A 25,622-nucleotide genomic window follows, 5' to 3' on the forward strand; every position below is an offset into this window, starting at 1 on the left:
GTAGTCGGCGTGGCCGGGGCAGTCGACGTGCGCATAGTGGCGGTTCTCGGTCTCGTATTCCACGTGCGCGGTCGAGATGGTGATGCCGCGGGCTTTTTCTTCCGGGGCGCCGTCGATCTGGTCGTAGGCTTTGAAGTCACCGAAGTATTTGGTGATAGCCGCGGTCAGAGTGGTCTTGCCGTGGTCAACGTGGCCGATGGTGCCGATGTTGACGTGCGGTTTATTGCGTTCAAACTTTTCCTTAGCCATGATGGCCTCCTTTTGTTTCGAGGGAGGTCCGCAACGGTTGCGGACCCCCTGATTTGCTGACGCTTACGCGTATTTCGCCTGGATCTCTTCCGAGATGTTCTGCGGCACCGGATCGTAGTGATCGAACTGCATGGTGAACTGGGCGCGGCCCGAGCTCATCGAACGCAGGGTGTTGATGTAGCCGAACATGTTGGCCAGCGGCACGAAGGCGTCGATGGCGATGGCGTTGCCGCGGTTCTCCTGGCCGGACACCTGGCCGCGGCGGGAGGTCAGGTCGCCGATGATGCCGCCGGTGTATTCTTCCGGGGTGATAACCTCGACCTTCATCACCGGCTCGAGCAGTTTCGCGCCAGCTTTGCGCATGCCTTCACGCATGCCCATGCGGGCGGCGATTTCAAAGGCCAGAACGCTGGAGTCCACGTCGTGGAACTTACCGTCGATCAGGGCAACCTTGAAGTCGATCACCGGGAAGCCTGCCAGCGGACCGGAGTCCATGACCGACTGGATGCCTTTTTCGACGCCCGGGATGTATTCCTTCGGAACCGCACCGCCGACGATACGGGATTCGAAGGAGTAGCCTTCGCCCGGCTCGGTCGGGGAGATGATCAGTTTCACCTCAGCGAACTGGCCCGAACCACCCGACTGTTTCTTGTGGGTGTAGGAGTGCTCGACCTCTTTGGAGATGGTCTCGCGGTAGGCCACCTGCGGCGCACCGATGTTCGCCTCAACCTTGAACTCGCGCTTGAGGCGGTCCACCAGGATGTCCAGGTGAAGTTCGCCCATGCCCTTCATGATGGTCTGACCGGACTCGATGTCGGTCTCGACGCGGAAGGACGGGTCTTCGGCGGCCAGACGGGCCAGACCCTGGGACATCTTCTCCTGGTCGGCCTTGGTTTTCGGCTCAACCGCGATCTCGATCACCGGATCGGGGAAGGTCATGGTTTCCAGAACGACCGGGTCGTTGACGGCGCAGAGGGTGTCACCGGTGGTGGTGTCCTTCAGGCCTGCCAGCGCGATGATGTCGCCTGCGAACGCTTCCGTGATTTCCTCACGGTTGTTCGAGTGCATCATCATCATCCGGCCAACGCGCTCTTTCTTGCCCTTGGTCGAGTTCAGCAGGGTGTCGCCCTTGTTCATCACGCCAGAGTAGATCCGGGTGAAGGTCAGGGAGCCGACGAACGGGTCGTTCATGATCTTGAACGCCAGGCCCGCGAAGGCCATGTTGTCGTCCGCGCGGCGGGCGATGTTACGCTCTTCGTTCTCGTCGCCCGGCTTGAAGCCCATGTAGTCGACAACGTCCAGCGGGCTGGGCAGGTAGTCGATCACGGCGTTGAGCAGCGGCTGCACACCTTTGTTCTTGAACGCGGAACCGCCCAGGACAGGCACGAAGTGCAGCGCCAGGGTGCCCTTGCGCAGCAGTTTGCGCAGGGTCGGCACGTCGGGCTCTTCGCCTTCCAGGTAGGCTTCCATGGCGTCGTCGTCTTCTTCGACGGCGGCCTCGATCATCTTGCCGCGCCACTCTTCGGCCATGTCCTTGAGCTCGTCGCGGATCTCGGCGTGGACCCAGGAGGCGCCCAGGTCTTCACCCTGCCACAGCCACTCTTTCATGGTGACCAGGTCGATCAGGCCTTCCAGCTCGTTCTCTGCGCCGATCGGAATGCCAACCGGAACCGCGCGGGCGCCGGTGCGGTCTTCGATCATGCGGACGCAGTTGAAGAAGTCGGCGCCGATCTTGTCCATCTTGTTGACGAACACCATGCGCGGAACCTTGTAGCGGTCAGCCTGACGCCACACGGTTTCGGTCTGGGGCTCAACACCGGCGTTTGCGTCGAGAACGCAGACGGCACCGTCGAGAACCGCCAGCGAACGCTCGACTTCGATGGTGAAGTCAACGTGGCCGGGGGTGTCGATGATGTTCAGGCGGTGCTTCGGGGTGTCCGCGGTCTTGCCGTCTTCGGTGCGCTCCCAGAAGGTGGTGGTCGCAGCCGAAGTGATGGTGATGCCGCGTTCCTGCTCCTGCTCCATCCAGTCCATGGTGGCTGCACCGTCGTGCACCTCACCGATGTTGTGGGATTTGCCGGTGTAATACAGGATGCGCTCGGAGCAGGTGGTTTTACCCGCATCGATGTGCGCCATGATACCGAAGTTACGGTACAGGTCGAGGGGATATTCGCGTGCCATAGGTCTATGTCCTCTAGCTTACCAGCGATAGTGGCTGAAGGCTTTGTTCGCCTCGGCCATCTTGTGGGTGTCTTCGCGCTTCTTGACCGCGGTGCCACGGGACTGGACGGCGTCCAGCAGCTCGCCTGCGAGGCGCTCTTCCATGGTGTTTTCGTTGCGGTTGCGTGCGGCAGCGATCAGCCAGCGGATGGCCAGCGCTTCGCGGCGCTCGGGGCGGACTTCAACCGGAACCTGGTAGGTCGCGCCGCCAACACGGCGGGAGCGGACTTCGACGGACGGTTTGATGTTGTCCAGAGCTTCGTGGAAGACTTCAACCGGAGCGCGCTTGATCTTGGTCTCAACGCGGTCGAAGGCGTTGTAGACGATGCGCTCTGCGACCGACTTCTTGCCGTCGATCATCAGGTTGTTCATGAACTTGGTCAGAACGCGGTCGCCGAACTTGGCGTCGGGCAGAACTTCGCGTTTTTCAGCGGCGTGACGACGTGACATATCAGCCTCTCCTTCTTACTTAGGACGCTTCGCGCCGTACTTCGAGCGACGCTGCTTACGGTCTTTGACGCCCTGGGTATCCAGAACACCGCGCAGGATGTGGTAACGGACACCCGGAAGGTCTTTCACCCGGCCGCCGCGGATCAGAACCACGGAGTGTTCCTGAAGGTTGTGGCTTTCACCGGGGATGTAGGAGATCACTTCGTAACCGTTGGTCAGGCGGACCTTCGCAACTTTCCGCATAGCGGAGTTCGGTTTCTTCGGAGTGGTGGTGTACACGCGGGTGCAGACGCCGCGCTTCTGCGGGCACTGCTCGAGGTGCTGGGACTTCGAAACTTTACGCTTCGGCTGACGCGGCTTGCGGATCAGCTGCTGGATCGTTGGCATTCAGGTATTCCCCGTTTAGCAACTTGTCATGCACGCCGGCGCGTGCGGGTGATTTCGCTGCACCTGTGCGTCCACAAGCGCAAAAACCGCAATCGCTCCCATTCCGAGGTGAGACGACGCGGTGTGTTTACAGAGGATCCGGGTGGTAAAAGTGCCCGGACCTTGAGCCACTGCAATTTTGAATTCGGCTGACGAAGAATACACTCCGGGTGCCGGATAGGCGCGCGTATATGGGGAGTCGCGGGGGTTGTCAACAGCAGCCGGGCGCTGCGCCCCGGATCAATGCCGGGCAAAGCCTGCACGGCGGTTGCCAGCGCGCGCGCCGCCCGCCATAGTTGCCGGTGCAGGCATTGGCAATACACGGAATTTCAGAATGCAGGTCATCGGGCTGTGCCGGTTTTCCTACCCGGCGCTCGGCGGGTTTCAGGTCGAGCATGAAACTGTCGCAGAGCGGATTGCCTATCTCTACTCCGAGGTACGGATGGAGGAGCGGTTCCGGCTGTTCGAAACCGTCGCCCTGCCCTCCCTGCAGGCGCAGACCGACCCCGATTTCGACATGGTCATTGTGATTGGCGACAGCCTGCCCCGGCATCACCGCGACCGCCTGCACGACCTGACCGAAGCCATGCCGCAGGTGCGGATCGTGGCAGAGCCGCCGCGCCGACACCGGGAGGTGATGAAGGAGATCCTGAACACCGCCCGCCGTAACCCGGACCAGCCCTGCCTGCAATTCCGTGCCGATGACGACGATGCGGTGGCGGCCGAGTTTGTCGAGCGGCTGAGGGAGACTGCGGCGGACTGCGCCGGGCTGCTGGAAAAGACACCCACCGCGGCCATCGACTTCAACCGCGGCTATATCGCCGAATTCGGCCCCGAAGGGATCGCGGCCTCCGAACCGGCCGTGCGGTCCTATTTCACAGCAGCGCTGGGGATGTATGCGGCTGGCGGCGTGCGCCAGACAATCATGAACTTCGGCCACCACCGCATCCACCACCACATGCCGTCGATCACGATCACCGATGTGCCGATGTGGGTGCGCAGCCACAACGCCTATAACGATTCCCGGCAGCGCAACGCGGGGGCTGAGGACGTTGCGCCGCTGACGCCGAAACAGGAGCGGGAGTTCGCCACGATGTTCGGGATCAAGGCCGCCCATGTGCGCGCGGTATTCGCGCCGCAGTTGAGCGGTTCCTGCGGCTGATCTGCCGTTCCCGGTAAAAAGTGAAAATCCCGGCCCCGGCAACCACCGCCGCGCCCGCCAGCGTCAGCAGATCCGGCCACTCGCCGAACACCAGCCAGCCGAGGAGCAGAGCCCACAAGAGGCCGCTGTAGCGCAGCGGCGCAATCACCGCGATCTCCCCCACCCGCATGGTCATCACAGAGCACAGGTAGCCGCCGAAGATGAACAGCGCCGCGCCGCCCAGGATCAGCAGGTCCTCCCCCGTCACCGGCTGCCATGGCACCGCGGCCGACATTGCAATGCCGAACCCCAGCACCGACAGCGACGACGCCAGCGTCACGGTTATCGACGGCACCTCCGGCGGCATCCGCCGGGTGACCAGGTCGCGGGCGGTGATGCAGGCCACCGAGGCCAGCGCGTAAAGCGCGCCCTCGCTGAAGCCCTCCGGCCCCGGCCGCACAATCAAGAGCATGCCGCAAAAGCCCGCGGCAATCGCCGCCATCCGCCGCCAGCCCAGCGGCTCGCGCAGGAACAGCGCCGCGCTCAGCGTGACCGCCAGCGGCAGCACCTGCAGCACCGCGGTGACATTGGCGATCGGCATGCGCATCAGCGCGGTGAGAAACAGGTAAGTGGCCGAAACCTCGCCTGCGCAGCGCAGCGAGATCATGCCCCAGGCGCGCGGCGGCAGGCGGAAACAGAGCCCGCCCATGCGGCGGGCCAGCAGGTAGATCAGGAAACTGGCGGCAATGCCGCGGAGGGTCAGGATCTGCGGCAGCGGCAGCGCGCTGCCAATCAGCTTGACCAGCGCGTCATTGAACGTATAGGCCGCCATCGCCCCGATCATCAGCAGCGCGCCTGTCTGGTTCGGGGTCATCGCCGCCCTGCCAAGACCATATCCATCCCTGCACCCTCGCTGCCCCGCAACTGATAGCCCCGGACGCAGGAGCGGAAAAGCCCCCGCATGTCTCCATGCGGGGGCTTTTCTGTTTCTCGCTCAGGCTGCGGACCTTAGTCGCGGCTCTCCGGGGTATCGACCAGGGTGTCCAGGTCGGTTTCCATCGCGTCCTCGTCCATCACCGGCGCAGCCAGGGCTGCGGCGGCTTCGGCTTCCTCGCGGCGGGCTTCCAGAACCACGTTGTCGCGGCCCTGGGCGATCTGGCGCACCCGCTGGGTGGCACCGCCGGTGCCGGCCGGGATCAGGCGGCCCACGATGACGTTCTCCTTGAGGCCGACCAGCTTGTCCTTCTTGCCCTGCACCGAGGCCTCGGTGAGGACGCGGGTGGTCTCCTGGAAGGAGGCCGCCGAGATGAAGGAGCGGGTCTGCAGCGACGCCTTGGTGATGCCGAGCAGGATCGGTTCGCCCTGAGCCGGACGCTTGCCGCGGGCAAGGGCCTTCTCGTTGGCAGCGTCGAACTCCTGCTTGTCCACGTGTTCGCCTTTCAGCAGCGTGGTGTCGCCGGAGTCGGAGATCTCCCACTTCTGCAGCATCTGGCGGACGATCACCTCGATGTGCTTGTCGTTGATCTTCACACCCTGCAGGCGGTAGACGTCCTGGACCTCGTCGATCATGTAGTTCGCCAGTGCCTCGACACCCATGATGGACAGGATGTCATGCGGCGCCGGGTTGCCGTCCATGATGTAGTCGCCCTTCTGGACATAGTCACCTTCCTGGACCGGAATGTGCTTGCCCTTGGGCACCATGTATTCGACGGCTTCCATCGACTCGTCCGACGGCTCGATCGCGATGCGGCGCTTGTTCTTGTAGTCGCGGCCGAAGCGCACGTAACCATCGATTTCGGCGATGATCGCGTGATCCTTCGGACGGCGGGCTTCGAACAGTTCCGCAACGCGCGGCAGACCACCGGTGATGTCCTTGGTCTTGGCGCCTTCACGCGGGATACGCGCGACAACGTCACCAGCCATGATCTGCTGGCCGTCTTCGACCGACAGGATGGCATCCACGGACATCGGGTAGGTCAGCGGGTTGCCTGCGTCGTTGCGCACCGGCTCGCCGTTGCTGTCCACCAGGATGATTTCCGGCTTCAGGTCGGAACCCTTGGGCGCCGCACGCCAGTCGATCACGATCTTCTGGGTCATGCCGGTGGCTTCGTCGGTCTCGTCGCGGACCGCCAGGCCCGAGATCAGGTCGACATATTTGGCGGTACCCGGCTTCTCGGCGATGATCGGCAGGGTGTAGGGGTCCCATTCGAACAGCTTGTCGCCGCGGTTGACCATCTGGCCTTCCTTGACGAACAGCTTGGAGCCGTAGCCCAGCTTGTGGCTGGCGCGCTCTTCGCCGTGCTCGTCCTGGATGATCAGCTTCATGTTGCGGCCGACAACCAGGGTCTCGCCGTTGGCGTTCTCCAAGGTCTGCGGCATCTCGAAGACGATCTTGCCGGACTGCGAGGCTTCCAGGAACGACTGCTGGCCGCCCTGGGCAACGCCGCCGATGTGGAAGGTCCGCATGGTCAGCTGGGTGCCAGGCTCACCGATCGACTGCGCCGCGATGATGCCGACGGCCTCGCCGGTGTTCACGCGGGTGCCGCGGGCCAGGTCACGGCCGTAGCACATGGCGCAGACGCCCTCTTCGCTTTCACAGGTCAGCGGCGAGCGGATGCGGGTCGACTGAACGCCGGCCTCTTCCACTGCGTCGGCCATGCGCTCGTCGATCAGCTGGCCGGCGGCCACGATGATCTCTTCTGTGCCGGGCTTCTTGATGTCATCCGCAGCCACACGGCCCAGGATGCGCTCGCCCAGCGACGCCACGACCTCACCATCGTTCACAGCCGCTTCTGCGGTGATCGCACGCTCGGTGCCGCAATCGATCTCGCGAACGATGCAGTCCTGCGCCACGTCCACCAGACGGCGGGTCAGGTAACCCGAGTTCGCCGTCTTAAGCGCGGTATCCGACAGACCCTTACGGGCACCGTGGGTGGAGTTGAAGTACTCCAGAACGGTCAGGCCTTCTTTAAAGTTCGAGATGATCGGGGTCTCGATGATGTCGCCGTTCGGCTTGGCCATCAGGCCGCGCATGCCGCCCAGCTGCTTCATCTGAGTAACCGAGCCACGCGCACCGGAGTGGGCCATCATGTAGACCGAGTTCGGCTCCATCACTGCGCCGTTCTCGTCCCGCTTGTCAGCGGAGATGGTGCCCATCATCGCTTCGGTGACCTTGTCGTTACACTTCGACCAGGCATCGACAACTTTGTTGTACTTTTCGCCCTGGGTGATCAGGCCGTCCATGTACTGCTGTTCAAAGTCTTTCACCTGCTCGCGGGTGTCGTCGACGATGGTCCACTTGGTGTCCGGGATCACCATGTCGTCCTTGCCGAACGAAATGCCCGCCTTGAACGCTTCGCGGAAGCCCATGGTCATGATCTGGTCGCAGAAGATAACCGACTCTTTCTGGCCGCAGTAGCGGTAGACGGTGTCGATGACCTGCTGAACCTCTTTCTTCCGCAGCAGGCGGTTGACCAGCTCGAAGGGCGCCTTGGCGTTTTTCGGCAGCAGCGCGCCCAGACGGACACGGCCCGGGGTGGTCTCAAAGCGCTTGAGAACCTCGTTGCCTTCCTCGTCGATCTGGGTGATCCGCGCGGTGATCTTGGTGTGCAGATGCACTTCGCCGGCGTCCAGCGCGTGCTGAACCTCGTCGATGGTGCCGAAGATCTTGCCTTCGCCGGGCATGCCTTCACGCTCCAGGGTCACATAGTAGAGACCCAGGATCATATCCTGCGAGGGAACGATGATCGGCGCGCCGTTGGCGGGCGACAGAACGTTGTTGGTCGACATCATCAGGACGCGTGCTTCCAGCTGGGCCTCGAGGCTCAGCGGGACGTGCACAGCCATCTGGTCGCCGTCGAAGTCCGCGTTGAACGCCGAGCAGACCAGCGGGTGCAACTGGATCGCCTTGCCTTCGATCAGCGTGGGTTCGAACGCCTGGATGCCGAGGCGGTGCAGCGTCGGTGCGCGGTTCAGCATCACCGGGTGCTCGCGGATCACCTCATCCAGGATATCCCAAACCTCGGGACGCTCTTTCTCGACCAGCTTCTTCGCCTGCTTCACGGTGCTGGACAGGCCCTTGGCCTCCAGACGCGAGTAGATGAAGGGCTTGAACAGCTCCAGCGCCATCTTCTTGGGCAGGCCGCACTGGTGCAGCTTCAGCTCAGGACCGGTCACAATCACCGAACGGCCAGAGAAGTCGACGCGCTTACCCAGAAGGTTCTGGCGGAAGCGGCCCTGCTTGCCTTTCAGCATGTCGGACAGCGACTTCAGCGGGCGCTTGTTGGCACCGGTGATGACGCGGCCGCGGCGGCCGTTGTCGAACAGCGCGTCAACAGACTCCTGCAGCATCCGCTTTTCGTTGCGGACGATGATGTCCGGCGCGCGCAGTTCGATCAGCCGCTTCAGGCGGTTGTTCCGGTTGATCACGCGGCGGTACAGGTCGTTCAGGTCGGAGGTCGCAAAGCGGCCGCCGTCCAGCGGAACCAGCGGACGCAGTTCCGGCGGAATGACCGGGATCACGGTCATGATCATCCATTCCGGACGGTTGCCCGACTCGAGGAAGGATTCCACAACTTTCAGACGCTTGATGATCTTCTTGGGCTTCAGTTCGCCGGTTGCTTCGGCCAGTTCGGCGCGCAGCTGCTCGGCTTCCGATTCCAGGTCGATCTGGGCCAGCATGTCACGGATCGCTTCAGCGCCGATGTTGGCGGTGAAGGCGTCCATGCCATAGGCGTCCTGGGCGTCCATGTACTCTTCTTCGGTCATCATCTGGCCGTACTGCAGGTCGGTCAGACCCGGCTCGATGACAACGTAGTTTTCAAAGTACAGAACCCGCTCCAGATCGCGCAGGGTCATGTCCAGCATCAGGCCGATGCGGCTCGGCAGCGACTTCAGGAACCAGATGTGCGCAACCGGCGCGGCCAGTTCGATGTGGCCCATGCGCTCGCGGCGCACTTTCTGCAGGGTGACCTCGACGCCGCATTTCTCGCAAACGACGCCGCGGTATTTCATCCGCTTATATTTGCCGCACAGGCATTCGTAGTCTTTGATCGGGCCGAAGATCCGGGCGCAGAACAGGCCGTCGCGCTCCGGCTTGAAGGTCCGGTAGTTGATGGTCTCGGGCTTTTTGATTTCGCCGTAGGACCAAGACAGGATCCGTTCCGGGCTGGCCAGCGAGACTTTGATTTCATCAAAGACCTTCGGCGGGGTCAGCGGGTTGAACGGGTTGTTGGTGATTTCCTGGTTCATTTTGATACCTCAAATCTTGCGGAAGGGGGGAGCGGGAGAAGGGCGCGGGGCCCTTACTCCTCAACCTCCGCATCCAGGAGTTCCATGTTCAGGCCGAGGCCGCGGACTTCTTTGACCAGAACGTTGAACGATTCCGGCACGCCCGCCTCGAAGTTATCCTCGCCTTTGACGATCGACTCATAGACCTTGGTCCGGCCGGCGACGTCATCCGACTTGACGGTGAGCATCTCCTGCAGGGTGTAGGCGGCGCCGTAGGCTTCCAGAGCCCAGACTTCCATCTCACCGAAGCGCTGACCGCCGAACTGCGCCTTACCGCCCAGCGGCTGCTGGGTGACCAGCGAGTACGGGCCGGTGGAACGCGCGTGGATCTTGTCGTCCACCAGGTGGTGCAGCTTCAGCAGGTACTTGATGCCGACGGTGACCGGACGCGCGAACTGCTCGCCGGTGCGGCCGTCGAACAGGATCGACTGGCCGGACTGGTCAAAGCCCGCACGCACCAGGGCGTTGTTGACGTCATCTTCCTTGGCGCCATCGAAGACCGGCGTCGCAATCGGCACACCGCGGGTCACGTTGCCTGCGGCTTCGATCAGCGTGTCCTCGTCCATGCTGGCGATGCCTTCGTCGTAGACATCGTCGCCATAGGCGTGGTGCATCGCTTCGCGGACCGGGGTCAGGTCGCCCGAGCGGCGGTATTCCTGCAGCGCTTCGTCCACCTTGATGCCGAGGCCGCGTGCGGCCCAGCCCATGTGGGTCTCCAGGATCTGACCGACGTTCATGCGCGACGGCACCCCCAGCGGGTTGAGGCAGAAGTCGACCGGGGTGCCGTCGGCGAGGAACGGCATGTCCTCCATCGGCACCACTTTCGAAATCACACCTTTGTTGCCGTGACGGCCGGCCATCTTGTCGCCCGGCTGCAGCTTGCGCTTCACCGCAATGAAGACTTTGACCATCTTCATCACACCCGGCGGCAGGTCGTCGCCGCGGCGGACCTTCTCGACTTTGTCCTCGAAACGGGCGTCCAGGGCGCGCTTCTGCGCCTCGTACTGCTCGTTCAGGGCCTCGACGACCTGGGCGTCCTGCTCATCCTCGAGGGCAAGCATCCACCACTGGCCGCGGCTGAGGCTGTCCAGCAGGTCCTGGTCGATCGGGGACCCGGCGCGCACGCCTTTCGGGCCTTTGACCGCCACTTTGCCCAGCAGCATGCTGTGCAGGCGGGCATAGATGTTGCGGTCCAGGATCGCCAGCTCGTCGTCCCGGTCACGGGCCAGACGCTCGACTTCCTCACGCTCGATCTGCAGCGCACGCTCGTCTTTCTCCACGCCGTGGCGGTTGAAGACGCGCACCTCGACCACAGTACCGTAGTCGCCCGGTTTGACGCGCAGCGAGGTGTCGCGCACGTCCGAAGCCTTCTCGCCGAAGATGGCGCGCAGCAGCTTCTCTTCCGGGGTCATCGGGCTTTCGCCCTTCGGAGTGATCTTGCCGACCAGAATGTCGCCCGGCTCCACATCGGCACCGATGTAGACGATGCCCGCCTCGTCGAGGTTGCGCAGGGCTTCCTCGCCGACGTTGGGGATGTCGCGGGTGATCTCTTCCGGGCCGAGCTTGGTGTCACGGGCGGCGACTTCGAATTCCTCGATGTGAACCGAGGTGAAGACGTCGTCACGCGCGATACGCTCGGAGATCAGGATGGAGTCTTCGTAGTTGTAGCCGTTCCACGGCATGAACGCGACGACCACGTTTTTGCCCAGTGCCAGTTCGCCCATATCGGTCGACGGGCCATCGGCGATAACCTCGCCCTTGGACACGGTATCGCCCACCTTGACCAGAGGCTTCTGGTTGATGGTGGTGTTCTGGTTGGAACGCTGGAACTTGCGCAGACGGTAGATGTCAACGCCCGCATCGCCCAGTTCCAGGTCCTCGGTGGCCCGGATCACGATACGCTGCGCATCGACCTGGTCGATGATGCCTGCGCGTTTCGCCTGGATCGCAGCACCGGAGTCGATCGCAACCTTCTCCTCGATGCCGGTACCGACCAGCGGCGCCTCTGCACGCAGCAGCGGAACCGCCTGACGCTGCATGTTCGAGCCCATCAGAGCGCGGTTGGCGTCGTCGTTTTCCAGGAACGGGATCAGCGAGGCAGCAACGGAGACCAGCTGCTTCGGCGACACGTCGATCAGGTCCACGCTTTCGCGCGGCGCCAGGGTGTAGTCGCCGGACTGACGGGTGGAAACCAGATCGTTGATGAACTTGCCGGTCTCGTCCAGGGTCGCGTTCGCCTGCGCCACGGTGTGGCGCATTTCCTCGGTGGCCGACATGTAGTGCACTTCGTCGGTCACCTGGCCTTCGTTCACCACCCGGTAGGGGGTTTCAATGAAGCCGTATTTGTTGACGCGCGCGAAGGTCGCCAGCGAGTTGATCAGACCAATGTTCGGGCCTTCCGGGGTCTCAATCGGGCACATCCGGCCATAGTGGGTCGGGTGCACGTCGCGGACCTCGAAGCCCGCGCGCTCGCGGGTCAGGCCACCCGGGCCAAGCGCCGAGAGGCGGCGTTTGTGGGTGACTTCCGACAGCGGGTTGGTCTGGTCCATGAACTGCGACAGCTGCGAGGAGCCGAAGAATTCACGCACGGCAGCAGCAGCCGGTTTCGCGTTGATCAGGTCCTGCGGCATCACGGTGTCGATCTCGACGGAGGACATCCGTTCCTTGATCGCACGCTCCATGCGCAGCAGGCCGACGCGGTACTGGTTTTCCATCAGCTCGCCGACGGAACGCACGCGGCGGTTGCCCAGGTGGTCGATGTCGTCGACATCGCCGCGGCCGTCACGCAGGTCGACCAGCGCCTTGATGCAGGCAACGATGTCTTCCTTGCGCAGGGTGCGCTGGGTGTCCTCGGCGTCCAGTGCCAGGCGCATGTTCATCTTCACGCGGCCAACGGCGGACAGGTCGTAACGCTCGGAATCGAAGAACAGGGTGTCGAACAGCGCGGAGGCTGCCTCGACGGTGGGCGGCTCGCCCGGGCGCATCACGCGGTAGATGTCCATCAGCGCGCTGTTGCGGTCCAGGTTCTTGTCCTGCGCCATGGTGTTGCGCATGTAGGGGCCGACGTTGACGTTGTCGATGTCCAGCACCGGAATGTCCGTAATGCCCGCGTCCAGCAGCTCTTTCAGGGAGCCGCCGATCAGCTCGCCGTCCTTGTCGTATTCCAGGGTCAGCTCATCACCGGCCTCGACATAGATCGCGCCGTTGTCTTCGTTGATGATGTCCTTGGAGACATATTTGCCGACGATGTGCTCAAACGGAACCAGCAGCTCGGTGATGGTGCCTTCTTCGATCAGCTTCTTGACGGCGCGCGGGGTGACTTTCTTGCCGGCTTCGCAGATGATCTCGCCGGTGGCAGCGTCCACCAGGTCATAGGTCGGGCGGGTGCCGCGCACGCGTTCCGGGAAGAACGGGGTGACCCAGCCGCGGTTCTTTTCAAGCTTGAACTGAACGGTGTTGTAATAGGCATCCATGATGCCTTCCTGGTCCAGACCCAGGGCGTACAGCAGGGTGGTCACCGGCAGCTTGCGGCGGCGGTCGATACGGGCAAAGACGATGTCCTTGGCGTCGAACTCAAAGTCCAGCCAGGAGCCGCGGTACGGGATGATGCGGCAGGCGAACAGCAGCTTGCCCGAAGAGTGGGTCTTGCCCTTGTCGTGGTCGAAGAACACGCCCGGCGAGCGGTGCATCTGGGACACGATCACGCGCTCGGTGCCGTTCACGATAAAGGTGCCGTTCGGGGTCATCAGGGGCATGTCGCCCATGAAGACGTCCTGCTCCTTGATGTCCTTCACCGACTTGGCGCCGGTGTCCTCGTCGACATCGAACACGATCAGGCGCAAGGTGACCTTCAGCGGAGCGCTGTAGGTCATGTCGCGCTGCATGCACTCTTCGACGTCGTATTTCGGCTTTTCAAACGAGTACTTCACGAACTCCAGAACGGAGGTTTCGTTGAAATCCTTGATCGGGAAAACCGACTGGAACACACCTTTGATGCCTTCGCCGTCCAGCGGCTCTGCTGCATCGCCGGAGCGCAGGAAAAGGTCATAAGAAGATTTCTGCACCTCGATGAGGTTCGGCATCTCCAGCACTTCGCGGATTTTGCCGTAGTATTTGCGTAGACGTTTCTGGCCAAGGAACGATTGAGCCATGTCAGATGTCACCTTTCGAGTTCTCACCGGTCAAGGAAGCCGCCGGGCCCCGGCTCCTTGCCCATACGAGACAGCGTGTTCGGATCAATTCATGGCCACCGTCCCGAAGGCAGCCTCCCGATCCCTTGAACTCCGCCTGAGAAAACACCTCTCTCATGAGGCCCTTTCTAAGACAGGTTCGGCTGGGCCCGGAAAATTCCGGACCCAGCCAAACTTCCGATGCATCAGCAATGCACCAGAGGCAGTGCTTAGGCCAGCTCGACTTCGGCGCCAGCTGCTTCCAGCTTGCCTTTGATGTCTTCTGCTTCGTCCTTGGACACGCCTTCTTTGATTTTGCCGCCAGCTTCGACCAGCTCTTTGGCTTCTTTCAGGCCCAGGCCGGTGATGCCGCGGACTTCTTTGATCACGTTGATCTTGGAAGCGCCGGCGTTCTTCAGAACGACGTCGAATTCGGTCTTTTCTTCTTCAGCTGCACCGCCGGCGTCGCCGCCAGCTGCCATGACAACTGCGCCGCCAGCTGCGGGCTCGATGCCGTATTCGTCTTTCAGGATGGTTTTCAGTTCTTGTGCTTCCAGCAGGGTCAGACCCACGATGCTTTCTGCGAGTGCTTTCAGATCAGCCATTTTATCAGCTCTTTCCGTTTACAGTATGTGTGTTCCAACGTGCGGGCTTGTGCCCCACGCCAGCCATTCAGTGCCAACCGCTTACGCAGCTTCCGCCTTCTCTTCGATGGTCGAAAGGATGCTTGCGATGTTGCTTGCAGGTGCGCCAATCGCGCCGGCGATGTTCGAAGCGGGTGCGCCAATGCAGCTTGCGATCTGAGCAATAAGCTCGTCGCGGGACGGCATTTTCGACACGGCTTCGACACCGGCACGGTCCAGAGCGTTCTCACCCATTGCGCCGCCGAGGATCTCAAACTTTTTGTTATCCTTGGCGAAATCCTCGGCCACCTTGGCGGCGGACACGGGATCTTCGGAGTAGGTCAGAACGGTCATCCCTGTCAGCAGGCCGGCCATGCTTGCACACGGCTTACCCTCGAGGGCGATTTTGGCGAGCCTGTTCTTGGCAACACGCACGGAGCTGTTCGCGTCGCTTGCACGCGCGCGCAGATCCTGCATCTCGGCAACTGTCAGACCGGCGTAGTGAGCTACCACCACGACGCCAGAGCTTTCGAAGATCTGGCCGAGTTCCTCGACCACTTTCTCTTTCTGGGCTCTATCCACAGTTCTCTCCAAGTTAGGGATGCTTGCGCATCCCGGCTCATATTTGCCGAACCAGATGGCCCGGCGTTCAGGTCCGTTTTACGGGATGAGCCAAAGTCGCCCGAGGGAATGAAAACCCTCGATCTTCCTGGTCTTACCCGTCTCAGGAGGGAAATTAAGGCCCGATCGAAAGGCCACCCACCATCTTGGACGAAATGAAATAAAGCGCACGACGAATCGCACGCTTTATCTCAAGGCCGTAGTTAGTCCCATTTGCCGGGATTTCCAAGGGTAAATCCGCCCGGCTCGGCAACTTACTGCAGGCTCAGGCCGCAGCCGTCAGCCCCTGTGCTTTCAAGCAGCTGCGGACCACCCGCGCCTCCTTGGCGTTCAGCGTCATCGCTGCGGTTCTGCCAAACCCGGCAGCCCCGCCTGCCAGATCCGGAAATAGCGCCGCCAGCTCGCTGCGCGGACCCCTCTCCAGCGCGGCAACAGACCCCGCCGACAGAAAGAAGCTCTCGGTCAGGATGCCGTTTGATTTAACGATATGATGGCGGTCGAACACAAAGTGATGATAGCGGACCGCCTCTTGCTCCCGGATGGCTACTCCCGGCAGCCCGCAGAGGTGCTTGGCCGCAACCAGAACCTCCGCCCGGCCGAACAGCATTTCGGCCACCGGCAGCGCGATATGCACCCGGTGCTGCTGGGACAGGACCAGCTCCCTGCCATTGCCGATCGCGCCCGGCGCAAACACCACCGGCGCAAAGGCGCCCTCACCTCTGACTTTGGCAGATGACAGCCAGCGGATTGGCTGCAACCCGCCATCCTGCGTCCAAACAAGCTGCCTCAGCGACAGCTCTTCAACCGGGACCGGGCCACAGGCGGTCTCGATCAGAGTTCCATCGCCAAAACAAGTGACGAAGTCGTTGTAGCGAGCGGTACCAGTGTTGGAGCCCCCAACTTTCACATATGACTGGCCGCTTTCCAGCGGCGCACTTGTTGCAAACCCCCAGACGTTGGATGTCTGTCCGTTCTGGGAAAAGACATAGATGATGACTTCCGGGCCTGTCGGATTGCCGCCACTATCCAGCTGCCGCACCCTGATATGGGACTCGGCTTCCACCTCTGTGCCAACAGCAACAATGCCGCCGCCGTCTGTGATGACATGGTCGTCTTCCTGGTCATCATTGAACCGGTTCTGCCCGCCGCCTGTATCATTCAGCGTCACCGTGATCCCGGTTCCTCCGGAATAAGTGAAGACCGTGCCGTTCGGCGTATCCGAATTGTTGATGATCGGTTTGCCGATGATCGAGCCGTTGGAACTCGACGCAACAACCAGGCTGGAGCTGTCCTGAGCAAAAAAACTGCGAAGTGCCATACGCGGCGCGCCACCCTCGGAAATGTTTCGAATACAAGCGCTAATCTCCATTAACCCTGTGGCAAATCTGAGGCAGGAGATACGGGCTTAACGAAGATTTAACTTCCCTGCGGCCCTTTGGCCACGTGCAACCGCGCTAAAAAAAAGCCCGGCTGGATCTAATCCGCCGGGCCTTCTTGCATCAGCTGTGCGCCCGATTACTCGGTAACAGCGTTGTCCACGTCAACCGTGATGCCCGGACCCATGGTCGAGGACAGGTTGATCTTTTTCATGTAGGCGCCTTTTGCGCCGGTCGGCTTGGCTTTGGCCACGGCCGACACGAAGGCACGGACGTTTTCGACCAGCTTGGCTTCGTCGAAGGACGCTTTGCCGACGCCGGCATGCACAACGCCGCCTTTTTCCGCTTTGAACTGGACTTCGCCGCCCTTGGCTGCTTCCACGGCCGCTTTCACGTCCATGGTCACGGTGCCGACTTTCGGGTTCGGCATCAGGTTGCGCGGGCCCAGGATTTTGCCCAGACGTCCGACGACCGGCATCATGTCCGGGGTGGCGATGCAGCGGTCAAAGTCGATCTTGCCGCCCTGGATCGCTTCCATCAGGTCCTCTGCGCCGACGATGTCAGCGCCGGCCGCGGTGGCTTCTTCCGCTTTCGGGCCGCGGGCGAATACGGCTACGCGCATGTCTTTGCCGGTGCCGTTCGGCAGGCCGACCACGCCGCGGACCATCTGGTCCGCGTGGCGGGTGTCAACGCCCAGGTTCAGAGCGATCTCGACGGTCTCGTCGAATTTTGAGGTTGCGTTGGCTTTCACCAGGGCAACTGCTTCTTCCACGGACAGGTTTTCTTTGCCTGCGAAAGCTTCGCGCGCGGCGCGGGTGCGTTTACCGAGCTTTGCCATCTTACTTCACCTCGATGCCCATGGAGCGGGCGGAGCCCAGGATGATCTGCATTGCCGCGTCGATGTCGTTGGCGTTCAGATCTTTCATCTTGGCTTCGGCGATCTCTTTCACCTGGGCCACGGTCACGGTGCCGACGGTTTCACGCGACGGGTTGTTCGCACCGGATTTCACCTTGGCCGCCTTCTTCAGGTAGTAAGACGCGGGCGGCGTCTTGATGTCCATGGTGAAGGACTTGTCCTGATAGTAGGTGATCACGGTCGGGCACGGCGCGCCGGGCTCCATGTCTGCGGTCTTGGCGTTGAACGCCTTGCAGAATTCCATGATGTTGATGCCGCGCTGACCCAGGGCCGGGCCGACGGGCGGAGAGGGGTTTGCCTGACCTGCAGGAACCTGCAGCTTCATCGAACCAACAAGCTTCTTAGCCATTTGGTTTTCCTTTCAACGAGGACGGAACGCGTTCCGCCCGGAGAGTGTTGCGTGGTCCGATGTCAGGGCCGCGGCCCGTCCATCTCCCACGAGAGAATCTCGCCCGAAGACGATAGAGGCGGCGTGTACAGGGGAATGCGGGGGTTGGCAAGTGGGCTGGCAGGAATTCAGATGCAGCCACTTGCCCCCTCTTACGGATGATCTTCTCGCCGGGCCAGCCGCTTCTCATACTGCTCAGCAATTTCCGACCACTTGCCCAATAGAGCCACAAATTGCCCCTCTCTGTCGAGAGAGTGTGCAACTGAAAGCTCCTCCTTGAGATCCATTAAAGCAACACGCCAGGGTTTCGCCGGGTCCAGCAGAATTCCGGTTGGGCACTCGTGAAAATCCTGCCTCAAACCACTTATCAATGAGGTTAGATGGGCGCGCCGGTCCGATCAGAACTTGGAGCACCCTGAAACGCGAGACGAAAGAAGTCTGCCGCCGAACGCCACTCCAACTGATTAAGAAGAGTCGGCCTCTCATGGAGGTTTTGCATGTATTTTCCGAGCAGATAGGTGGCTTCGGGGTCCCCCTGATCGAATCCGGCTTTCAAGGCTGGAAAAACAATAACCTCGTAAATCTCGTGTCGTATCCGGCCTGCGCCGTTTAGCGGCAACCGCTTCAAATATTTGCGCGCCCAAACCTTTTTGGCTTCCAAACTGGAAACAGCTCCAACAAGCTCCAGCACAGCCTGTTTTGACTTTCGCTTCAACCTAAGCGCATCAAAACGCAAGAACTGATCTAACTTTTCATCGGTTGATTGACTGCTGGTTTTCGGCTCGGACATTTTCCACTAGTTAGAGCTGGCTCAATCTAAAGGCAACGACCTCTTTGTTGTTGAGCAGACACAAAAACGCAGAGTTGACCTTCACCTTCCCGCCTGCCTCGAACGTCAGGATGCGCGGCGCCCCGGCGCGGCCCATGGCCCCCGGGCCTGGCTGCGCCGGGTGATCCATTTCCTGCACATCACCGTACCAACAGGAAAAGGAGGAGAAGATGCCAGTTAAAAATGTGAAATCCGCCTGGACGAGCGTGATGGATGACCGCAAAAACCCGCTGCAGGATATTCCGCTCTCAACGGCGCATATGCTCATGCAGCTGCTTGCCTGGATGTGGAGTGCCGTCTTTTCGATCGCAATTGGCAGCTATTTCGCCTTCGGCATCACCTCGATCGCGCACATCCTGATACTCGGCGCAGTCTTCACAACGCTGATCGTGTTTCAAACCGCCCGGAAATGAAGACCGATGCACAAGCAGCAGTGATGAACCTAACCCGCACTGAAGCGTCAAACGCTGCGGGCGAGCACCGGGCACTGGTTGTGGGCGCCTCAGGCGGGATCGGGGCTGCCTTGTCCGCCGCACTCGCGGCCAGAGGCGCTGTCGTGACCACCCTGTCCCGGAGTACTGACGGCTTCGACATAACCGACCCCGCCAAAGTCAGGTTTCACATGGAACGCCTTCGCGGCCCGTTCCAATCCGTCATCGTCGCCAGCGGCATTCTCGTCCCGGACGGCGGCCGCCCCGAGAAGTCGCTCGATGACATCGATGCTGACAGCATGGCACAGGTTCTGGCCGTGAACGCCATAGGCCCGGCCTTGGTTCTGCGGCATCTGCCCCGGCTGCTGCCGCGCAATGAACGGTCCGTAACAGGCATATTGACCGCCCGTGTCGGCTCTATCGGCGACAACCGGCTGGGCGGCTGGTACAGCTACCGCGCGGCAAAAGCCGCGGCCAACCAGATTGTGCACACGGCCGCCATTGAAATCGCAAGGAAGCGGAAACAGGCAATTGTTGCGGCACTGCATCCCGGAACGGTGGAAACGCCGTTCACCAAGAACTACCCGCAGCACGCCAAATCCGCACCGGGGGAAGCAGCTGCCAGCCTGCTTTCGGTTCTTGACGGGCTGACACCGGCCGACAGCGGCGGCTTCTTTGACTGGGCGGGCAAACCCGTCCCATGGTGACGCCGCTGCAACCACTGCCTTTCGGACAATAAAAAACGCCGCGGTGCAGTTGCAGCGCGGCGTCTTGCATTCCACTGAGAGGCCCGATCACCCCTGCTTGGTCACCTGGGTGAAGTCCAGCTCCACCGGGGTCTCGCGGCCGAAGATCGACACGGTGACCTTGAGCTTCTGGTTGTCCTCGTCGACCTCTTCGACCATGCCGTCGAAATCCTCGAACGGGCCGTCGTTCACTTTCACCTTCTCGCCCACCTCGAAGTTGATCAGGGTGCGCGGCGCCTCGACGCCCTCCTCGACGCGGCCCAGGATGCCCTGCACCTCGGCGTCGCGCATCGGCATCGGGCGGCCCTGCGGGCCCAGGAAACCGGTGACGCGGTTGATCGAGGAAATCAGGTGATAGCCGCGGTCGGACATTTCCATATGCACCAGCACGTAGCCGGGCATGAAGCGGCGCTCGGTCGAGACCTTCTTGCCGCGGCGGATCTCGATCACCTCTTCGGTCGGGACCAGAACCTCGTCGATCTCGTCCTCAAGGCCCTGTTCTGCGACCGAGGTGCGGATCTGCTCTGCGATTTTCTTTTCGAAGTTCGAAAGAACGCTGACCGAATACCACCGTTTCGCCATGAACCGTTGTCCTTGTTCTGCCGGGCGGGCCTTTGCCGCGCCGCTGCCTGATCATCCCGCTGCAGCCCAAACGCTGCGCTCTCCAACAAAAAGCGGCGTGCAAACCGAATCGCTGCACGCCCGCCTCAATAGTTCCGGTTCACCTACCGCCCATCGCCGCCAAGATCAAGGCCTGCGCAGCAGCCGCATAGGGAGCCTAAATACCGCTGCGGGCTTAGCCGAACATCCCCAGAAGCCCTTGCAGGCCAAAGCGGATCAGCAGGTCGACAAGCGCAAAGAACAGCGCCGTCAGCGCTGCCATGATGAACACCATGACCGTGGTCAGCAGCACTTCGCGGCGGGTCGGCCAGACGACCTTGGATACTTCGGCGCGAACCTGCTGGATGAACTGAACGGGGTTGATAGTCGCCATACTGGGGGTGTCTCTCTGCTAGCAGTCAGGGCGATGTAACCGGAGCCGCCCCTGAATTCAAGCCCTGCCCCGTCCTGACAGGCCGTTCGCGCGCCGTTGCGCAGGCAGCGCACGCCGGGTCAATCCAATTTTAATCCACTACTGGCAAAATTGACTCCAGCGGTTCCCTGCGGCTCATCGCGCCGCCCGGGGGCCGGACTGTGTGAATTATTGAGATCGGAAGCCATGACACCTGCCAATTCCCTGTCCGAGGCCGAACAGTTCGAACGCGAAGCCAAGTTTGAAGATGCCGCCATGGCCTATGCCAGCATCCTGTCCCGCAATCCCCGCAACAAGCGCGCCCAATCGGCGCTGGAGGGGCTGCGCAAACGGCTGGACTCGCAGACTGACCCGTCGCCGGTGCATCAGGCCGGGCTGGAGGAGGCGCTGGCGGAGGGCCGTCCTTTCGAGGCCGCGGAAAGCTGCGGCGCACTGCTCAAGACCTTCCGCGAATCGCATTTCCTGTGGGATTTCCTGGGCCGCTGCCATCTGGCGGCCGGCCATCTGGACAATGCCGCCACCTGCCTGAACAAGGCGGTCGGGATCAATCCCCGCGCCGCCGGCACCTATGCCGCCATGGGCCGGGTGCAGACCGCCCGCGGCGAGCTGGAGAATGCCATGGCGCTGTTCGACAAGGCGCTGATGCTGACGGCCGGCTGCCTGCAGGCGCTGCACGGCAAGGCAGAGGTGCTGATCAAGCAGGGCCGCAGCCAAAAGGCGGCCATCATGCTGCGCAAGGCGGTGAAGCTGGCGCCGAATGACGCTGCGCTGCATCTTACCCTGGCAGGCCTTCTGCATCAGCAAGGCGCCGCACCTGAGGCCAAGGCGCATTACACCCGGGCCGTCCGGCTGAACCCCGCGCTGACAGAGGCGCAGTACCAGCTGGGCCTGCTCTTGAAGGCTGAGGGAGCCTTTGCCGATGCCCTGCCCTGTTTCAACAAGGTGCTGGAACGGAATCCTTCCGACGACCGCGCCCGCACCCAGCGGCTGCACATGCTGGCAGAGTTCAACGACTGGCGCTGGCTGCCGGAATACGGCGAGTACCGCCGCCAGCTGGGCCTGCGCGGCCCGGGCTGCGACCCCAGCGCGCTGATGCTGATGGAGGACAACCCCGACCTCCTGCGGGCCCGCGCCCAGTCCTACGCCAGCGAGCTGTTCGGCACCCCGGAGCTGAACAGCATCCCACCCGCCGGCCAGCGGCCCCAACGGCTGCGGATCGGCTACTTCTTCGCCGCCGGTGACGCCGCAGCAATATTGGACCAGCACGGCGGCATGCTTGCCGCCCACGACCAGACCCGTTTTGACATCCGCGTCTATGCCGTTGGCACTGGCCTGCCCGCGGGCACGGCTCAGAAATTTGACGGGCTCAAGGTTCTGGACGCCAGCGCCGCGGAGCAGATGGCAGAGGCCGTGAAGGCAGACCGGCTTGATGCCGTGGTGGATCTCTCCGGCTATACCGGCGGCGGTGCGCTGACGCTGTTCGCCGCCCGCCTGGCGCCGCTGCACATCGCCTTCCCCGGCTACCCCGGCACCATGGGCACTGCCGCCTATGACTACCTGATCAGCGACACAGCCGCCTGCCCGCCCGGCAGCGAACGCTACCACAACGAGCACCTGCTGCGCCTGAGCGGCGGCCATCAGGCCGTTGAACCCGCAGTGTCCTCCCCCACCCCGGAGCGCGCCGCCTGCGGCCTTCCCGCAGAAGGCTTCGTGTTCTGCAGCTTCGCCAGCGGCAGCCATATCACGCCGCAGGAATTCGATATCTGGATGCGCCTGCTGCACGGCGCCGCGGACAGCGTGCTGTGGCTGGCCGACAACGGCGAACATGCGGTGTCGAACCTGCGCCGCGCCGCCGCTGCCCGCGAGGTTGACCCGGACCGCCTGGTCTTTGCCCCGGCTGCCTGCCGCGCAGACCACCTGGCCCGTCTGCCGCTGGCGGATCTGGCCCTGGACACATTCACCGTGAATGCCTGCACCGCCGCCCGCGACGCCCTCGCCGCCGGCGTGCCGGTCCTCACCCTGCCCGGCCAGCAATCCGCCGCCCGCACCTCCGCCAGCCTGCTGCAGGTCGCAGGACTACCGGAGATGGTTGCCGAAAGCATGCAGGACTATGAGGCAAAGGCTGCAGAATTGGCTGCTGACAGCACAGCCGCCGCCAGCCTGCGCAGCAAGCTCCGCGACCACCAGCAATCGGCGGCGCTGTTCAGCCCCGAACGGCTGGCCCGCCAGGTGGAGGCTGCCTTTGACGCCGCCTGCGGCCGCCAGCAGCAGGGGCTGGCACCGGCCCATCTGGAGGTGGAGTAACCAGACACGCCAAACGGCCTGCCCGAAAGGGCAGCGCTGAACCGGCGATGTGCGGGAAAATGGCAGGGGCAGCAGGGTTCGAACCCGCGACCTACGGTTTTGGAGACCGTCGCTCTACCAACTGAGCTATACCCCTGTGGTGCGGCATGTCCTACGGCAGCCGCGCCGCAGAGGCAAGAGGGAAAAGCGGATTTTCTTGCGCCGCCCGCGCGGTTTGCGGGCCGCGGGCTTTGCCCCGGCGCAGCCATGCAGTATGACGGGGAAAATACCGGGGCCAAGGCCCTGTGCCCCTTGCAGGAATGAGCCGTAGCCCCGTGAGCCTGAGAAAGAAAATCGCCGACAGCCCAAGGGTCAACCGCGCCGTGGAGGGGCTGTTTGCCGCCTATGTGCGATTCGCCTTCCGCACCTCCCGCTGGTGCCGCACCGGTTTCGAGGAGATGGACGCCTGCGTGCGCCGCGGCGAGCCGGTGATCTTTGTCCTGTGGCACCAGCGGCTGATCATGGCGCCTTATCTGTTCGACACCTCGCTGGGCCGCATCTGCGCCCTGACCTCCGCCGCCCGCGCCGGGCGGCTGGCGGGGCAGATCCTGGTGCGCCTGGGGTTCGAGACCATCCCGATGTCCAGCCACAAGCGCCACGTCGCCCTGTCGCGCGAGGTGCTGCGCCGCACCAAAGACGGCTGCTCCATCGGCATCGCCGCCGACGGCCCGCGGGGGCCCGCGCGGGTTTCGTCCACCGTGCCGGTGGTCTGGGCCCGGATGACCGGCTGCCGGGTGTTCACCGTGGCCTTTGCCGAGAAGAAGGTGATGAAGCTGCCGACCTGGGACCAGCAGATGCTGCCGCTGCCGTTCTCCCGCGGCGTGCTGATGTGCCGGGAATGGACGGACGAAGTGCCCAAGAAGCCGAGCGACGAGCAAGTGGAGGCGCTGCGGCTGAGCCTGGAGGCTTCGCTGGATGCCATTACTGATGCCGCGGATACGGCGGCCGGGCGCGATAGCGCAGACCCGGCGAACCGGGCGGGGTGAGCGGGCGTTCTTCTGCTAGGAACACCGCCAGGAAAATCGACTTTCATGGCGGTTAACCGCGTCGGCTTCCGGAAGCGGGCACTGGTGTAGACAGATCGCAGCGAGGCTTGAGCAGGCCAGTTTTCTCTTTTCTCTGGCGCAGACTCGATATTCCGCCTGGACGCCCCGCGTTCGGGCCGCGCCCGGCCTGCCCGTATGGGCGGGCGCAATTGCATCGCACCCGGAGCTGACGCTCCCTGGGGCCTCAAAAGCTCCACTGGAGCTTTTGCAGGACGGCCTCCGGCCCCAGGCCGGTCCCGGCCCTGTTCAAGCGTCACCCCAAAAGAAAAGGGCCTCCCGAAGGAGGCCCTCTCTAAGATCAGAACCGTGTGGGCTCCCGGCGGTTTTCTAGCGAAAACCGCCTGCCGCCCACCGTTTCAAAATCATTATTCAATGATTTTGGAAACCACGCCGGCGCCGACGGTGCGGCCGCCTTCGCGGATGGCGAAGCGCAGGCCGTCTTCCATCGCAATCGGCGCGATCAGCTCAACCGAGAACTTCAGGTTGTCGCCCGGCATCACCATCTCGGTGCCTTCCGGCAGGGTCACGGTGCCGGTCACGTCGGTGGTGCGGAAGTAGAACTGCGGACGGTAGTTCGCGAAGAACGGGGTGTGGCGGCCGCCTTCTTCCTTGGTCAGGATGTAGGCTTCGGCTTCGAACTTGGTGTGCGGGGTCACGGAACCCGGCTTGCACAGCACCTGGCCGCGCTCAACGCCTTCAACACGGCCGGTCACAACGGTGCCGCGGCCGGAGATCGAGAACACGTCTTCGATCGGCATCAGGAACGGCTGGTCRACCGCACGTGCCGGGGTGTCGATGTACTCGTCGACAGCCGCCATCAGCTCTTTGATCTTCTCTTCGCCGATTTCCGGCTTGTTGCCTTCCATCGCCGCCAGAGCGGAGCCTGCAACGATCGGGATATCGTCGCCCGGGTAGTCGTAGGAGGACAGCAGCTCGCGGATTTCCATTTCCACCAGCTCCAGCAGCTCCTCGTCGTCGACCTGGTCAACCTTGTTCATGAACACGACCATCTTCGGGATGCCAACCTGGCGGCCCAGCAGGATGTGCTCGCGGGTCTGCGGCATCGGGCCGTCAGCSGCGTTCACAACCAGGATCGCGCCGTCCATCTGGGCCGCACCGGTGATCATGTTCTTGACGTAGTCGGCGTGGCCGGGGCAGTCGACGTGCGCATAGTGGCGGTTCTCGGTCTCGTATTCCACGTGCGCGGTCGAGATGGTGATGCCGCGGGCTTTTTCTTCCGGGGCGCCGTCGATCTGGTCGTAGGCTTTGAAGTCACCGAAGTATTTGGTGATAGCCGCGGTCAGAGTGGTCTTGCCGTGGTCAACG

General features: G+C 62.6%; 22 protein-coding genes and 1 tRNA gene. 5 read left to right on the plus strand and 18 right to left on the minus strand.

All coding sequences use genetic code 11. From position 1 onward, the window contains the following. The 4 genes from GKC28_RS23210 to rpsL all read right to left on the minus strand — a co-directional run. The coding region (locus tag GKC28_RS23210) for a GTP-binding protein (RefSeq protein ID WP_254604373.1) at nucleotides 1–249 on the minus strand (249 nt) is incomplete at its 3' end. Between the two features lie 63 nt (nucleotides 250–312). Next, entirely contained in the window at nucleotides 313–2,430 is a 2,118-nt protein-coding gene (fusA, locus tag GKC28_RS23215; RefSeq protein WP_174149349.1) for an elongation factor G, read from the minus strand. Between the two features lie 18 nt (nucleotides 2,431–2,448). Then, the gene (gene rpsG / locus GKC28_RS23220) at nucleotides 2,449–2,919 is read right to left on the minus strand and encodes a 30S ribosomal protein S7 (RefSeq protein ID WP_027236237.1); all 471 of its coding nucleotides are present in this window, start codon (nucleotides 2,917–2,919) and stop codon (nucleotides 2,449–2,451) included. A 15-nt stretch (nucleotides 2,920–2,934) separates the two neighbouring features. Then, nucleotides 2,935–3,306, minus strand: coding sequence for a 30S ribosomal protein S12 (gene rpsL, locus GKC28_RS23225; RefSeq protein ID WP_019298617.1), 372 nt, complete (start codon nucleotides 3,304–3,306; stop codon nucleotides 2,935–2,937). Between the two features lie 373 nt (nucleotides 3,307–3,679). Here rpsL and GKC28_RS23230 point away from each other — a divergent pair, with 373 nt between their 5' ends. Beyond that, complete coding sequence (locus tag GKC28_RS23230; RefSeq protein ID WP_174149350.1) at nucleotides 3,680–4,507, plus strand: putative rhamnosyl transferase; 828 nt, start codon at nucleotides 3,680–3,682, stop codon at nucleotides 4,505–4,507. Here GKC28_RS23230 and GKC28_RS23235 read toward each other — a convergent pair. From GKC28_RS23235 to GKC28_RS23280, 10 genes are all read right to left on the minus strand, one after another. Then, nucleotides 4,449–5,360 (minus strand): DMT family transporter, encoded by a 912-nt coding sequence (locus GKC28_RS23235; protein WP_174149351.1) that lies wholly within the window; start codon nucleotides 5,358–5,360, stop codon nucleotides 4,449–4,451. The genes GKC28_RS23230 and GKC28_RS23235 overlap by 59 nt on opposite strands. A gap of 134 nt (nucleotides 5,361–5,494) precedes the next feature. Then, nucleotides 5,495–9,736, minus strand: a complete 4,242-nt coding sequence (gene rpoC / locus GKC28_RS23240) for a DNA-directed RNA polymerase subunit beta' (protein ID WP_174149352.1) — start codon at nucleotides 9,734–9,736, stop codon at nucleotides 5,495–5,497. Nucleotides 9,737–9,789: 53 nt separating this feature from the next. Then, the gene (rpoB, locus tag GKC28_RS23245; protein ID WP_174149353.1) at nucleotides 9,790–13,926 is read right to left on the minus strand and encodes a DNA-directed RNA polymerase subunit beta; all 4,137 of its coding nucleotides are present in this window, start codon (nucleotides 13,924–13,926) and stop codon (nucleotides 9,790–9,792) included. 248 nt (nucleotides 13,927–14,174) lie between these two features. Further along, nucleotides 14,175–14,549: a 50S ribosomal protein L7/L12 gene (gene rplL / locus GKC28_RS23250; RefSeq protein ID WP_058286637.1), complete on the minus strand. Its 375-nt coding sequence runs from the start codon at nucleotides 14,547–14,549 to the stop codon at nucleotides 14,175–14,177. Nucleotides 14,550–14,630: 81 nt separating this feature from the next. After that, the gene (gene rplJ / locus GKC28_RS23255) at nucleotides 14,631–15,149 is read right to left on the minus strand and encodes a 50S ribosomal protein L10 (RefSeq protein ID WP_174149354.1); all 519 of its coding nucleotides are present in this window, start codon (nucleotides 15,147–15,149) and stop codon (nucleotides 14,631–14,633) included. A gap of 304 nt (nucleotides 15,150–15,453) precedes the next feature. Then, nucleotides 15,454–16,506: a Hint domain-containing protein gene (locus GKC28_RS23260; protein ID WP_174149355.1), complete on the minus strand. Its 1,053-nt coding sequence runs from the start codon at nucleotides 16,504–16,506 to the stop codon at nucleotides 15,454–15,456. 197 nt (nucleotides 16,507–16,703) lie between these two features. Continuing rightward, entirely contained in the window at nucleotides 16,704–17,402 is a 699-nt protein-coding gene (gene rplA, locus GKC28_RS23265) for a 50S ribosomal protein L1 (RefSeq protein WP_174149356.1), read from the minus strand. Between the two features lies 1 nt (nucleotide 17,403). Beyond that, nucleotides 17,404–17,829, minus strand: coding sequence for a 50S ribosomal protein L11 (gene rplK, locus GKC28_RS23270; RefSeq protein WP_019298608.1), 426 nt, complete (start codon nucleotides 17,827–17,829; stop codon nucleotides 17,404–17,406). Between the two features lie 415 nt (nucleotides 17,830–18,244). Next, on the minus strand, nucleotides 18,245–18,658 hold the full coding sequence (locus GKC28_RS23275; protein ID WP_174149357.1) for a hypothetical protein: 414 nt from the start codon (nucleotides 18,656–18,658) through the stop codon (nucleotides 18,245–18,247). 10 nt (nucleotides 18,659–18,668) lie between these two features. Continuing rightward, nucleotides 18,669–18,920 (minus strand): hypothetical protein, encoded by a 252-nt coding sequence (locus GKC28_RS23280; protein ID WP_174149348.1) that lies wholly within the window; start codon nucleotides 18,918–18,920, stop codon nucleotides 18,669–18,671. Here GKC28_RS23280 and GKC28_RS23285 point away from each other — a divergent pair. Beyond that, nucleotides 18,907–19,110, plus strand: coding sequence for a hypothetical protein (locus GKC28_RS23285; RefSeq protein WP_254604374.1), 204 nt, complete (start codon nucleotides 18,907–18,909; stop codon nucleotides 19,108–19,110). The two genes, GKC28_RS23280 and GKC28_RS23285, sit on opposite strands and share 14 nt — an antisense overlap. A 23-nt stretch (nucleotides 19,111–19,133) precedes the next feature. Further along, complete coding sequence (locus tag GKC28_RS23290) at nucleotides 19,134–19,835, plus strand: SDR family NAD(P)-dependent oxidoreductase (protein WP_174149359.1); 702 nt, start codon at nucleotides 19,134–19,136, stop codon at nucleotides 19,833–19,835. Nucleotides 19,836–19,922: 87 nt separating this feature from the next. On the opposite strand, the gene nusG is transcribed toward GKC28_RS23290, so the two are convergent. After that, nucleotides 19,923–20,456 carry a transcription termination/antitermination protein NusG gene (gene nusG / locus GKC28_RS23295; protein WP_174149360.1) on the minus strand — a complete coding sequence of 178 codons (534 nt, stop codon included), beginning with the start codon at nucleotides 20,454–20,456 and terminating at the stop codon, nucleotides 19,923–19,925. Between the two features lie 214 nt (nucleotides 20,457–20,670). After that, a complete protein-coding gene (gene secE, locus GKC28_RS23300) occupies nucleotides 20,671–20,868 on the minus strand; it encodes a preprotein translocase subunit SecE (protein ID WP_019298606.1) in 198 nt (65 codons plus the stop codon). Nucleotides 20,869–21,093: 225 nt separating this feature from the next. Here secE and GKC28_RS23305 point away from each other — a divergent pair, with 225 nt between their 5' ends. Continuing rightward, nucleotides 21,094–23,211, plus strand: coding sequence for a tetratricopeptide repeat protein (locus GKC28_RS23305; protein ID WP_174149361.1), 2,118 nt, complete (start codon nucleotides 21,094–21,096; stop codon nucleotides 23,209–23,211). 60 nt (nucleotides 23,212–23,271) lie between these two features. Here GKC28_RS23305 and GKC28_RS23310 read toward each other — a convergent pair. Next, nucleotides 23,272–23,347: transfer RNA gene (locus GKC28_RS23310), tRNA-Trp, on the minus strand. Nucleotides 23,348–23,525: 178 nt separating this feature from the next. On the opposite strand from GKC28_RS23310, the gene GKC28_RS23315 reads away from it, so the two are divergent. Then, nucleotides 23,526–24,236 (plus strand): DUF374 domain-containing protein, encoded by a 711-nt coding sequence (locus tag GKC28_RS23315; protein ID WP_174149362.1) that lies wholly within the window; start codon nucleotides 23,526–23,528, stop codon nucleotides 24,234–24,236. Nucleotides 24,237–24,661: 425 nt separating this feature from the next. Here GKC28_RS23315 and GKC28_RS23320 read toward each other — a convergent pair. After that, the coding region (locus tag GKC28_RS23320) for an elongation factor Tu (RefSeq protein ID WP_174149363.1) at nucleotides 24,662–25,622 on the minus strand (961 nt) is incomplete at its 5' end.

Origin of the sequence: Leisingera sp. ANG59, from assembly GCF_013317235.1 — a bacterium.
Taxonomy (GTDB): domain Bacteria; phylum Pseudomonadota; class Alphaproteobacteria; order Rhodobacterales; family Rhodobacteraceae; genus Leisingera.